The following is a 12,659-nucleotide window of genomic DNA, read 5'->3' on the forward strand; positions in this document are numbered from 1 at the left end:
CCAGAGAGAAAGTTTCCGTAGCGTCTATAGCATAGGTTGAAGCAGGATTCCGCCGAAGACGACGGCCAGCCCCGAGACGATGCAGAGCGCCCTGACAAATGCCGGGCGCCGGCCGATCAGCCCATGGGAGATAAGTGCCAGGCCAAGGCCGATCCGGACGAAGGCAAAGAGCGCCAGCGACGGGGCCGTGGTCAGCTCGAGGATGCCCGGGTTGGCGATCATGCCGAGCGGGATGATGTAGAGCCCGATCCCCAGCGCCATGGCGGTGCCCGCCACCTTCACCCAGTTCTCGCCGATCATCCCCGCCGCGATGAACACCGCGCCGCAGACCGGCGGCGTGATCGTCGACAGCAGCGCAAACCAGAAGACGAAGAGATGCGCCTGCAGCGGCGCGAGGCCGAGCTGGGTCAGCGCCGGTCCCGCGATCGAGACGCAGATCACATAGGCCGCGGTGGTCGGCACCTCCATGCCCAGCACAAGGCAGGCCAGCGCGGTGAGGATCAGCGATGGCCAGAGCAGGCCGCCCGAGCCCGACAGGATCAGCGAGGTGATCTTGACCCCGAGGCCCGTCACCCCGAGCACCCCGATCACGATCGAAGCACAGAGGATGATCGCGGCGATCATCGCAACCTGCTTGGCCGAGTTGAGCAGCGCCTCGGTGACGCGCTCCGCGGTCTGGCGCGGATCGAAGGTCAGCCGGCCATTGGTCAGAAGCAGCAGCGCGCCCGCGAGGATCGCGAGGCAGGCGGCGTATTGCGGCGTGTAGCCAACTCCGAACATGCCGATCATCAGCACGGTGAAGGGCACGAGGAAGAACAGCGCGGTGATCACCACGTCGCGCTTCGCCGGGCGGTCCTCGTCACGGATGCCCTTGAGCTCGAAGCGCGTGGCATAGGCGTTGATGCCGACCCAGACCGCCCAGAAATAGAGGATCGCCGGCAGGATCGCCGCGCCCATGATCTGCGTGTAGGGGGTGCCGGTCAGCTCGACCATGACGAAAGCCCCTGCCCCCATCAGCGGCGGCATGATCTGCCCGCCCGAGGAGGCCACTGCCTCGACCCCGGCGGCCAGCCGCTTGGGGTAGCCGAGCCGGGTCATTGCCGGCAGGGTGATCGCGCCGGTGGAGGCGACATTGGCGCTGGCCGAGCCCGAGATCGAACCGAAGAGGGCCGAGCTGAGCACGGAAACCTTGGCCGCGCCGCCGGTCAGCCGCCCCGCGGCGGCGGCGGCAACGTTCATGAAGCCCTGCCCCGCCTCTCCGGCGTTGAGGACAGCGCCGAAGATCACGAAGATTGACACCACGCCGACGGAGACCGCGGTGAGCGAGCCCCAGATCCCGCCCTCGGCGATGGTCATCGTGCCGAGGAAGCTCTGGATCGGCGTGCCGGCGTGGCCGAATTCGCCCGGGATGTACTGCCCGAGAAGCGCATAGGCGAGCGCGATCACCGCGACCAGCGGCAGCGGCCAGCCGATGGCCCGCCGCGCTGCCTCGATCACGCAGAGCAGCAGCACCGCCGCGACGCCGATCTGGAAATTGCTCTCGAGAAACCCGTACTGGTCGCCCAGCATCTCGTGGTTGAGCGCGATCCAGCCCGCGGCACCGACGCCCAGAACGGTCAGCACCGCGCCCGAGATCACCTGCCAACGTCCGGTTGCGCCGAAGAGGAAGACCCAGGGCAGGATCACCGCCATGTGCAGCGGCCGGCTGACGAGATTGGGCACGAGCCCCGAGAACACCAGCCCGAGGTGATAGACCACGACCAGCGCCGCCAGCCCGATCCACACCGCCCGCTGCCATGCCGCTTGTGGCATTTGCGTCTCAAGCCCCATCACCTGCCCTCGTCTCAATGAGCGCGGGCCGGGCAGAACTGCCCGGCCCGCCTGCCTTGTCTTTCCGCCGGGTTACTTCTGCGCGTCGCTCAGCGCAATGCCCGCTTCCTCGTAATAGCGCACCGCGCCGGGGTGCAGCTTGCCGGTCACGTTCTCGAGCAGCGCCGCATCGACGCCGGTCCACCAGGGCGATTCCTCGCCCATGCGCGCCTTTTCCTCCCAGAAGGTCTTGGTGAGCTGGTAGGCGGTCTCGTCATCCATCTTGGTGGTGGTGTAGGTCACCACCGGCAGCGAAGTGGTGACGATGTCCGCGTCCTGACCGGCATAGGTGCCCGCCGGGATCACCAGCTTGGCGCGGCCGGTTTGCGCGACCTGCTCATCGGTCAGCGACAGCACGGTCACATCGGTCGAGGCGGCGGCCTCGACGACGTTCGGCGCCGGAAAGCTGCCCGCGGTGACGAACCCGTCGATCTGGCCGTTCTTCAGCGCCGGCACGGCGTTCGACAGCTCGACATCGGCGATCTTAACCTTGCCGTCGAGGCCGAAGAGACCGAGGTATTTCTCGCCCTCTGTTGCGCCGAAGCTGCCCTTGCCGAGCAGGATGTTCTTGCCGTCCATGCCGGCGAAATCGGTGACGCCGCTGGCCTTGGACATGACGAAATGCATGGTAAGCGAGGGCAGCGGGAAGAGCGCGCGGATCTCGCCGAAGGCGGGGGTCTCCTTGCCCTCGAAGGCGCCCTTGCCATCACGGGCCGCCGCGACCAGCGCGGGCGGCGAGGTGAAGACGTAGTCGCCGCCGCGGGCGCGCACTTCCATCACGTTCTGCTGGCTGCCCTGGCTTTCCTCGACGGTGACGATCACGCCGCCATCGGTGCCCGCCTTCATCGCCTCGGCGATCTGCACGCTCATCTGGTAATAGGAGGAGCCCGACTTCGCCGCCTTCAGCGTGACCCGGGTTTCCGCCTGCGCCGGCACAGCTGCCAGCAATGCAAGCCCTGCCGCCAGTGCGGCCTTGCCAAGAAAGTTCATTTGTCCAGCTCCTCCAAAAGCTTCGCGTGACATAGACACCGCGTGTCCCGTCGGGTCAAGCAGATGCCTTGCGCGGGCTGCGCCCCCGTCCGGGCGCCCCCCAGCGCGAGGATGGCACAGCTCACGGGGCTCTTGCGAGGGGCTCCCGCCTCAGCGGATGCCGAAGGTAAAGCTCATCTCGGCACGGCGGGTCTCGCCCGGGCGCAGCACGGGACTCTGCGCGCCCCAGCTCTCGGGCATGTTGATCGCGTCGGGCCAGATCTGCGGCTCGAGGCAGATGGCGTCATGCTTGCGCGCGGCGTAGCCACCCTTGCCCGGCACCGAGCCGTCGAGGAAGTTGCTGGTATAGACCTGCAGCCCCGGCAGGTTGGTGGTCATCCGCATCAGCCGTCCGCTGGCGGCATCGTGCAGCTCGATCTCTCCGGGATCGAGGCAAAGGCAATGGTCATAGCCATCCAGGGCCCCCGAGCGCACCGCGGTCAGCGGCTGCCGCCCCTCGCGGAAGTCGAAGGGGCTGGCACCGACCGGTGCGACGCCGGAGGGGATGAGCGCCTCATCCACTGTCAGGTAGCGCGAGGCGGGCACCTTCAGCCGGTACTCGAGCGCCGAGCGCGGGCGGTCCGGCAGCGCCGAGAGCCCGGCCAGAGCGAAGAAGCTGTGGTTGGTCATCGAAACAATGGTCGGCGCCTCGGTCTCCGCCTCGTAGGTGATGCCGAGGCAGGGGCCGGCAGGCGTCTCGCGCAGCGTGTAGGTCGCGCGGGCTGTCAGCGTGCCGGGAAACCCCTGGTCCCCCGCCTGGCTCACCATCTCGAGCGTCACCGAACCGTCGCCCATCTCGGCCACTGCCCAGTTGCGCCGATCGAACCCGTCGGGCCCGCCGTGCAGCGTGGTCTCTCCCTCGTTCTGCGCCAGCTGGTAGCTGTGCCCGTCAAGTTCGAACCGGCCACCGGCGATGCGGTTCGCCACCCGTCCCACCGAGGCGCCGAAGAACATGCGGTTGTCGAGATAGCCCTGCAGGTCGTCGAACCCGAGGACGATGTCGTCCAGCCGGCCCTCGCGGTCGGGCACATGCAGCGATTTCAGCGTCGCGCCGTAGGTCAGCACCTCGGCACGCGCCGCGCCCGCGCGCAGCACAATGCGCTCGACCGGGGTACTCGAGCGGACGTGGCCGAAGGAATGGCGCTCAGGGATCGTCATGGAAGGCCTCGACACGGGTCTGGGCGCCCAGCAGGAAGGCATCGGCCACCAGCTGCAGCGGCGCGAGGTCGACATCGGACTGCCCCGCCGCGATCAACTCGGCGAACCGGGCGTAGAGACGTCGGTACTCGCGGTCCTCGGCCGAGATCCGCGCCTCGCCGCCGACGAAGAGCTTCGCCCCGCCCTCGCGCAGCAGCACGTCGGGGCCGTCGGTTTCCACGAGGATGTCCCAGGTCTGCGGGCCCGTCTGACGCCAGTCGAACTCGGCCGCGATTGGCGCGCCGGAGGCGGTTTCCATCTCGAGCTTCGCGGCGATGGGGGCCTGCTTGTTCTCGGGAACGTCGAGCTGCGCGGAAACGGGGTGCACCGGCTCGGGCAGAATGCGCGTGAGGATCGACAGCGCGTTGATGCCCGGATCGAACACGCCAAGCCCGCCCGGCTGCCAGATCCATTCCTGCCCCGGGTGCCAGTGGCGCACGTCTTCCTTCCAGGTGATCGTCGCCCGCTTGACCGTGGCCCCGGCCAGCAGATCCCGCGCGTCTTCGACCGCCGCCGCCTCGCGCGAGTGCCAGGTGGCAAAGAGCGTCACGCCCTTGTCGCGCGCGAGCCGGGCCAGCCCCTCGACCTCCGAGACGCTCGCGCCCGGCGGTTTTTCCAGCATCACGTGCTTGCCCGCATGGATCGCCGCCGCGGCCTGGGCGAAACGGCCCTGCGGCGGGGTACAGAGCGACACGGCCTGCAGTCCCGGCGCCTTGGCGATCATCTCTTCGATGTCGTGAAAAGAGGGCAGCGTGTCATGCCCGGCATGGCGACTGGCGATGGCGGCCAGCTTCAGCGTCGGCACATCCTCGAGCGAGGGCAGGTGCTGGTTGCGCGCAATGGTGCCGAGGCCGACAAGGCCAAGCTGGATCGGATCGCTCATCAGGCGTCTCCCGTGTCGAGGATGAAGGCGGGTTCCGCCCTGCCCTGCCCTGCGCCGAGCTCGGCAAAGACCGCGCCGGAGTGCGGCGCCTCTGCCAGCGCCTCGCGGCCGAGGCCCTGCGTCGCGCTGGTGCAGTAGAGCGTGGCGAAATCGGGCCCGCCGAAGGCCGGACAGGTGCTGTGCGGCGCGGCGAGCTCGTGGCGCGCGCCGAGCTTGCCATCCGGCGATATCTCGATCACCGCGCCCTCCCCCCAGAGCGCCAGCCAAAGATTACCGGCCGCATCGGTCACCGCGCCATCGGGCCTGAGCCCGGTATGGCTGAAGTCGACGAAGACCTCGGGCGCTTCGCTGGGCCAGCCCGCCTCGTCCAGCGCCACGCGGAAGAGCAGCTGCGCATGGGTGTCGGCGAAGTAGCCGCAGCCGCGCGCCGCATCGAAGCAGAGGGCGTTAGGGATCGAGATGCCGTCGGCAATCTTGCGCAGGGCTCCGCCATAGTGGCGGTAGATCGTCCCGGCGTGGGGTTCGGCCTGCTTGCCCATGGTGCCGATCCAAAAGCCGCCCCAGGGATCCGCCCGCCCGTCGTTCGAGCGGGTCACCTGGTTGTCCTTCTCGAGATCCGCGAGATGCCCGAAGACCCCGGTGGTCAGGTCATACGTCCAGAGCCCGGTCTCGGAGGCGATCAGAAGCCGGTCGCGGTCGATCCAGGCCGCCGCCGAGCACATCTCGGTAAGCGGCACGGCGCGGGTGTGCCCCGAGGCCGGGTGGTGCGACAGCAGGCGCCTGCCGATGATGTCGAACCAGAAAAGTTCCTCGCGCAGGGGATGCCAGAGCACCCCCTCGCCAAGCGCGCAAATCCGGGCGTCGAAGACCTCCATCAGTGGCTGTCCTTGCCCACGTCGTTGCCGCGGCAGCCCTTGAGGAAGTCGAGATCGGCACCGGTGTCGGCGCCCTCGACGTGGCTCTGGTGCAGCCAGGCGTAGCCGCTGCCCGGCAGGTCATGCGTCGGCTGCCATGCGGCAAGCCGCGCCTCCAGCTCCGCCTCCGGGATATCGAGGTGCAGCAGGCGGCTTTCGACGTCGAGCTCGATCATGTCGCCGTTCTTAACCACCGCCAGCGGCCCGCCCGCGGCCGCCTCGGGCGAGGTGTGCAGGATCACCGTGCCATAGGCGGTGCCCGACATGCGCGCATCCGAGATGCGGATCATGTCGGTGATGCCCTTCTTCAGAACCTTCGGCGGCAAGCCCATGTTGCCGACCTCGGCCATGCCCGGGTAGCCCTTTGGCCCGCAGTTCTTCAGCACCATGATGCAGGTCTCGTCGATGTCGAGCGCGTCATCATTGATCTTAGCCTTGTAGTCGTCGATGTCCTCGAAGACCACGGCGCGACCCTTGTGCTTGAGCAGATGCTCCGAGGCCGCCGAGGGCTTCAGCACCGCGCCCTTGGGCGCGAGGTTGCCGCGCAGCACGGCGATGCCGCCCTGCTGGGTCAGCGCCTTTTCGAGCGGCAGGATGACGTCCTCGTTGTGGTTCACCACGTCCTTGACCTCATCCCAGATGCTGAGCCCCGAGACCGTCAGCGCATCCTTGTGCAACTGGCCGCTTTCGCCGAGGCGCTTCAGCACCACCGGCAGGCCGCCCGCGTAGAAGAATTCCTCCATGAGGTATTTGCCCGAGGGCATCAGGTTGACGATGGTCGCCACGTCGCGGCCGCAGCGGTCCCAGTCGTCCAGCGTCAAGTCGATGCCGACCCGGCCCGCCAGCGCCAACATGTGAATCACCGCATTGGTCGATCCGCCGATCGCGCCATTGGTGCGGATGGCGTTCTCGAAGGCTTCCTTGGTCAGGATGTCCGACGGCTTCAGATCGTCCTTCACCATCTGCACGATGCGCCGGCCCGAAAGCTGCGCCATGACGCGGCGGCGGCTGTCCACCGCCGGGATCGCGGCGTTGCCCGAAAGCGCCATGCCGAGCGCCTCGGCCATCGACGCCATCGACGATGCCGTACCCATTGTGTTGCAGGTGCCCGAGGAGCGGGACATGGATTGCTCCGCCTCGAGGAACTCCTCCTGCGTCATCTCGCCGGCCTTCACCATCTCGGAGAATTTCCAAAGGTGCGTGCCGGAACCGACGCGCTCGCCCTGGAAATAGCCGTTCAGCATCGGCCCGCCGGTGACTACAATCGACGGCACGTCGCAGGAGGCGGCAGCCATCATCAGCGAGGGCGTGGTCTTGTCGCAGCCCACCATCAGCACCGCGCCGTCGATCGGCTGGCCGCGCAGCGTTTCCTCGATGGCCAGCGCAGCGAGGTTGCGGAACATCATCGCCGTCGGGCGGAAGGTGTTTTCCGACGCCGAGAAGACCGGCACCTCGACCGGGAAGCCGCCGGCCTCCCAGACGCCGGCCTTCACCTTCTCCGCCAGCTCGCGCAGGTGGCCGTTGCAGGGGGTGAGATCGGACCAAGTGTTGAGGATGCCGATGATCGGCCGCCCGTCGAACAGGTCGTGCGGGTAGCCCTGGTTCTTCAGCCAGCCGCGGTGATAGATCGTGTCGCGCGAGTTGCCCGAGTACCAATGGGTCGAGCGCAGCTTGCGCGGCCAGGGGGCGGGAGTGAAATCCTTGGCGGACATGGGTGCCTCCGGTGCGGCTTGTATTGGGGCTGAGCGCGCGGCTCAGCCCTGTTTGGATTTGTTGTAGACGTCGAAGATCACGGCGGCGAGCAGCACCAGGCCCTTGATCATCTGCTGGTAGTCGATGCCGATGCCCATGATCGACATGCCGTTGTTCATCACGCCCATGATAAAGGCGCCGACCACCGCGCCGACGATCTTGCCCGAGCCGCCCGCCATGGACGCGCCGCCGATGAAGACCGCCGCGATCACGTCGAGCTCCATGCCGAAACCGGCCTTGGGGGTCGCGGTGTTGAGCCGTGCGGCAAACACCAGGCCCGCCAGCGCCGCCAGCACGCCCATGTTGACGAAGGCGAGGAAGGTCAGCCGCTCGGTCTTGATGCCCGAGAGCTTGGCCGCCTTGCGGTTGCCGCCAAGCGCGTAGATGCGGCGGCCGATCACGGTTTTCTGGGTGATGAAGGCGTAGATGATGATCAGCACGCCCATGGTGACCAACACGTTGGGCAGGCCGCGGAAGGTGGCGATCTTGAAGGTCAGGAACAGCAGCGCGCCGCAGACGATGGCATTGCGCACCCAGAAGAAGTTCGCGGGCTCGCCCTCGATGCCATAGGCCTTGTCACGGGCACGTTCGCGCAGGCCGAGCCAGACGATGGCGACGGCGGCGATGATGCCAACGCCCATTGCGAGCAGGTTGAAGTTGCGCGATCCGGCGATCTCGGCCAATCCGGCGGTCATCTCGCGCGGGAAGAGGTCCGGCACGAAGCCGGTCGAGAGCATCTGGAAGCCCGGCGGGAACGGCCCCACCGACTGCCCCTGCAGCAGCCAGAGCGAGGCGCCGCGGAACACCAGCATCCCGGCCAGTGTCACGATGAAGGACGGAATCGACCAATAGGCCACCCAATAGCCCTGCGCCGCGCCGATGAGGCCGCCGACGACGAGACAGGCGAGGATGGTCAGCGGCACGGGCCAGCCCCAGTGCACGATCATCACCGCCGCCAGCGCGCCGATGAAGCCGAGCACCGATCCGACCGAGAGGTCGATGTTGCCCGAGACGATGACGATGAGCATCCCCAGCGCCATGATGATGACGTAGCTGTTCTGCAGGAACAGGTTGGTGATGTTCACCGGGCGCATCAGCGTGCCGCCGGTCACCGCCTGGAAGAACACCATGATGGCGATGAGCGCGAAAAGCAGGCCGTATTCACGCATGTGGTTGCGCAGGTAGTGCTTCAGGCCCTGGCCTTCGGACTGCCCTGCGGTTTCTGCCGTTTGAGTGGACATGTCCCCTCCCCTCTCACTCGCTGACGATGAGCGACATGATGCGCTCCTGGCTGGCTTCCTCGGCAGAGAGTTCCCCGACGAAAGCGCCTTCGTTCATGACATAGATACGGTCGCACATGCCCAAGAGTTCGGGCATCTCCGACGAGATCATCACCACGGCTTTGCCTTCGGCAGAGAGCTCGTTGATGATCGAATAGATTTCGTATTTCGCGCCGACGTCGATGCCGCGCGTGGGTTCGTCGAGGATCAGCACCTCGGGCTCGGTGAACAGCCACTTGGCCAGCACCACCTTCTGCTGGTTGCCGCCCGACAGGTTACCGACTTTCTGCATGACCGTCGGTGTGCGCGTGGCCAGCGCCTTGCGGTAGCGCTCTGCCACTTCGGTTTCCTCGGCCTCGTTCAGCACGCCCTTCTCGGACACGCCGTTCAGGTTGGACAGCGTGGTGTTGAAGCGGATGCTCTCATCGAGGATCAGTCCCAGCGACTTGCGGTCCTCGGTGACGTAGGCGAGCCCGTTCTCGATGGCCCGGTCCACCTTCGACACGTCGATCGGCTTGCCGTGCAGCGAGACTTCGCCCGAGATGTTCCGCCCCCAGCTCTGGCCAAAGATCGACATGGCAAGCTCGGTGCGGCCCGACCCCATGACGCCGGCGATGCCGACGACCTCGCCGGCCCGGACGTTGAAGTTGATGTTCTTGATGACCTGCCGTTCGGCGTGCTCGGGGTGCCAGACGTTCCAGTCTTTCACCGCCATCACTACCTCACCGGCGCGCCGGGTGCGGTCCGGGTAGCGCTGCGACATGTCGCGGCCCACCATGTCGCGGACGATGCGGTCTTCCGAGAGCCCTTGCGAGGCGTCGAGCTCCGAGACCGCCATGCCGTCTCGGATCACGGTCACCGTGTCGGCGACGTAGCGCACCTCGTTGAGCTTGTGGGAAATGATGATGCAGGTCACGCCCTGCGCCTTCAGCTCGAGCATGAGGTCGAGCAGCTTGCGGCTGTCGTTCTCCTGCAGCGCCGCCGTCGGCTCGTCGAGGATCAGCAGCTTCACGTCCTTGCTGAGCGCCTTGGCGATCTCGACCAGCTGCTGCTTGCCCACCCCGATGCTGTCGACCAGCGTGCCCGGCGCGTCGCGCAGCCCGACCTTGGCCAGCAGCTCCTCGGTGCGGCGGAAGGTTTCCTGCCACTGGATCACGCCACCGGTCTGCCGCTCGTTGCCGAGAAAGATGTTCTCGGCGATCGAGAGTTGCGGCACCAGCGCGAGTTCCTGGTGAATGATGACGATGCCCTTGTCCTCGCTGTCGCGCAGCGTCTTGAACTCGGCGAGCCCGCCATCGTAGTGGATTTCCCCGTCGTAGCTGCCCACGGGATAGACCCCGGAGAGCACCTTCATCAGGGTCGACTTGCCGGCACCGTTCTCGCCGCAGATCGCGTGGATCTCGCCTTCGCGGACCTGAAGGTTCACCTGGTCGAGCGCTTTCACACCAGGGAATTCCTTGGTGATACCGCGCATCTCGAGCAGAAGAGTCATGACCCGTACCTGCCTTGTATGAAGTGAAGGTCGGGGAAGGCCCAAAGGCCTCCCCCTGTTCGGCGCCCCGGGAGCAAATGGGGCGCTCGGGAGGAGTGCTTACTTGATCTGGTCTTCGGTGTAGTAACCAGAGCCGACCAGGACCTCTTCCCAGTTCGAGGCGTCCACCGGAACCGGCTCGAGCAGGTAGGACGGGACGACCTTCACGCCGTTGTCATAGGTCTCGGTGTCGTTGATCTCGGGCTCGGAGCCTTCCATCACCGCGTTGACCATGCCGACGGTGACGCGCGCCAGCTCTCGGGTGTCCTTGAAGATGGTCGAGTACTGCTCGCCGGCGAGGATCGATTTCACCGACTGCACTTCGGCGTCCTGTCCGGTGACGATCGGCATCTTCAGATCGCCCGAGCCGTAGCCGACGCCCTTGAGCGACGAGAGGATGCCGATGGACAGGCCATCGTAGGGAGCGAGCACGCCGTGCACGTCCTTGTCGGTGTAGTTGGCCGACAGGATGTTATCCATGCGCGCCTGCGCCACCGCGCCGTCCCAGCGCAGCGTGCCGACCTTGTCCATGCCCATCTGGCCGGACTGCACGACGATGTCGCCGCTGTCGATCATCGGCTGCAGCACCGACATGGCGCCGTCGTAGAAGAAGTAAGCGTTGTTGTCGTCCGGCGAGCCGCCGAAGAGTTCCACGTTCCACGGCTTGCTGTCGGGGAAGCGCTCTTCGAGCCCCTCAACCAGCGAAGTTGCCTGCTGCACGCCGACCTTGAAGTTGTCGAAGGTGGCATAATAGTCGACGTCGCCGCTGTCACGGATGAGGCGGTCATAGGCCACGATACGCACGCCCGAGGCGGCGGCATTGGCCAGCGCGTTCGACAGGGTGGTGCCGTCGATGGCGGCGATCACCAGCACGTCTACGCCCTTGGTCACCATGTTCTCGATCTGCGCGAGCTGGTTGGGGATGTCATCCTCTGCGTACTGCAGGTCGGTCTCGTAGCCGGCTTCTTCCAGCTGCTTGACCATGTTGTTGCCGTCGTCGATCCAGCGCGCCGAGCTCTTGGTCGGCATGGCGATGCCCACGGTGCCCTTGTCCTGGGCGAAGGCGGCGCTGGAAAGCGCAACGAGGCTTACCGCGAGCGCACCCGCGAGTTTCGTCAGTTTCATCGGTATCCTCCCGTTGAGGGGGCGTCTCCCGCACCCCGCTGTTCCCCTGTGGGGACGCCAAAAGTCCTACTTAATGGTGACATACCGAACAAATACCATTATCCGTCATCTGCATAACTGGATCGGTATGTGTTATGTCCGAGCTGCTGAGAAACCTGCGCCCCGCGCAAATCCGCCTGATCGCCGCGATTGCCGAACACGGGCAGCTGCAGGTTGCCGCCACCGCCTGCCGGATGACCCAGCCCGGCGCCTCGCGGATGCTGGCGGAACTGGAGCGTGCCATCGGTGCCCGGCTGTTCCAGCGCACCCCCAAGGGAATGGAGCCCACACCCACCGGCGCGCTCCTCGCCCAGCATGCGCGGCGCATCGAGCATGACCTGCGCCGCATGGCCGAGGATTTCGACGATCTGCATTCCGGCCTCGGCGGCGCGGTGCGGGTTGGCGCGGTGACAGGCCCGGCGCTCGGTCAGCTGGTGCCGCAGGTGCAGCGCCTCAAGGCCCTGTCGAGCTCGGTGGATGTCTCTATCGAGGTCGCCCCCTCGGTGGCGCTGGTGCAGGCGCTTGAGCGCGGCGAGCTCGATTTCGCCCTCGCTCGCCTGCCACCACAGGTCAACGAGCGAGAGTTCATCCTTGAACCGGCTCGGGACGAGATCGTGCAACTCTTGGTACGCGAGGGACACCCGATGCTCGGGCGCAGCCCAGTGGCCATCGCCGACCTGCACGGCACCCGCTGGATCCTGCAGCAGCGCGGCGCGCCGATCCGCGCGGCGATCGAGACCGCCTTTCACGACGAGGGAATGACCGCCCCGCCGGACGTGATCACCACCTCTTCGCTGCTGGCGATCATCGCGCTGCTCAAGGACTCCGATGCCGTCGCCCCGATGTCGCAGGAGGTGATCGACCTGATGCTGGAGCCGCCGGTCTCGGCCGAACTGCGGCGACTGCAGCTGAACCGGCTGGTGACGGTGGAACCCTACCTGATCATCCAGGCGCGCGGACGGCACATCTCGAAGGCCGCGGAGCGGTTGCTCGGCATGGTGCAGGAGAGCATTCGGAGTTTCTGAGGCTGGTCCCGGTTC

10 protein-coding genes are annotated in these 12,659 nt (G+C 66.6%); 1 reads left to right on the forward strand and 9 read right to left on the reverse strand.

Going from position 1 to position 12,659, the window contains the following annotated elements; all coding sequences use genetic code 11:
- Nucleotides 1-24: 24 nt before the first annotated feature.
- The 9 genes from G0D83_RS11535 to chvE form a co-directional block, all read right to left on the reverse strand.
- Nucleotides 25-1,812 (reverse strand): TRAP transporter fused permease subunit, encoded by a 1,788-nt coding sequence (locus G0D83_RS11535; RefSeq protein ID WP_164193730.1) that lies wholly within the window; start codon nucleotides 1,810-1,812, stop codon nucleotides 25-27.
- Between the two features lie 90 nt (nucleotides 1,813-1,902).
- Nucleotides 1,903-2,859 (reverse strand): TAXI family TRAP transporter solute-binding subunit, encoded by a 957-nt coding sequence (locus tag G0D83_RS11540; protein WP_164193733.1) that lies wholly within the window; start codon nucleotides 2,857-2,859, stop codon nucleotides 1,903-1,905.
- A 150-nt stretch (nucleotides 2,860-3,009) separates the two neighbouring features.
- Complete coding sequence (locus G0D83_RS11545) at nucleotides 3,010-4,056, reverse strand: aldose epimerase family protein (RefSeq protein ID WP_164193736.1); 1,047 nt, start codon at nucleotides 4,054-4,056, stop codon at nucleotides 3,010-3,012.
- Nucleotides 4,043-4,978, reverse strand: coding sequence for a Gfo/Idh/MocA family protein (locus G0D83_RS11550; RefSeq protein WP_164193739.1), 936 nt, complete (start codon nucleotides 4,976-4,978; stop codon nucleotides 4,043-4,045). Before G0D83_RS11550 ends, G0D83_RS11545 begins: the two co-directional genes overlap by 14 nt.
- Nucleotides 4,978-5,853: an SMP-30/gluconolactonase/LRE family protein gene (locus tag G0D83_RS11555; RefSeq protein WP_164193743.1), complete on the reverse strand. Its 876-nt coding sequence runs from the start codon at nucleotides 5,851-5,853 to the stop codon at nucleotides 4,978-4,980. Before G0D83_RS11555 ends, G0D83_RS11550 begins: the two co-directional genes overlap by 1 nt.
- Nucleotides 5,853-7,604 (reverse strand): L-arabinonate dehydratase, encoded by a 1,752-nt coding sequence (araD, locus tag G0D83_RS11560; protein WP_164193747.1) that lies wholly within the window; start codon nucleotides 7,602-7,604, stop codon nucleotides 5,853-5,855. Before araD ends, G0D83_RS11555 begins: the two co-directional genes overlap by 1 nt.
- Nucleotides 7,605-7,646: 42 nt before the next feature.
- Nucleotides 7,647-8,885 (reverse strand): multiple monosaccharide ABC transporter permease, encoded by a 1,239-nt coding sequence (mmsB, locus tag G0D83_RS11565; RefSeq protein WP_108968236.1) that lies wholly within the window; start codon nucleotides 8,883-8,885, stop codon nucleotides 7,647-7,649.
- A 13-nt stretch (nucleotides 8,886-8,898) separates the two neighbouring features.
- Entirely contained in the window at nucleotides 8,899-10,416 is a 1,518-nt protein-coding gene (mmsA, locus tag G0D83_RS11570; RefSeq protein WP_164193751.1) for a multiple monosaccharide ABC transporter ATP-binding protein, read from the reverse strand.
- 99 nt (nucleotides 10,417-10,515) lie between these two features.
- Nucleotides 10,516-11,580, reverse strand: a complete 1,065-nt coding sequence (gene chvE / locus G0D83_RS11575; RefSeq protein ID WP_164193756.1) for a multiple monosaccharide ABC transporter substrate-binding protein — start codon at nucleotides 11,578-11,580, stop codon at nucleotides 10,516-10,518.
- Nucleotides 11,581-11,714: 134 nt separating this feature from the next.
- Here chvE and G0D83_RS11580 point away from each other — a divergent pair, with 134 nt between their 5' ends.
- Nucleotides 11,715-12,644 (forward strand): LysR family transcriptional regulator, encoded by a 930-nt coding sequence (locus G0D83_RS11580; protein WP_108968230.1) that lies wholly within the window; start codon nucleotides 11,715-11,717, stop codon nucleotides 12,642-12,644.
- Nucleotides 12,645-12,659: the final 15 nt, after the last annotated feature.

Origin of the sequence: Salipiger sp. PrR003, from assembly GCF_010500785.1 — a bacterium.
GTDB lineage: Bacteria > Pseudomonadota > Alphaproteobacteria > Rhodobacterales > Rhodobacteraceae > Salipiger > Salipiger pacificus_A.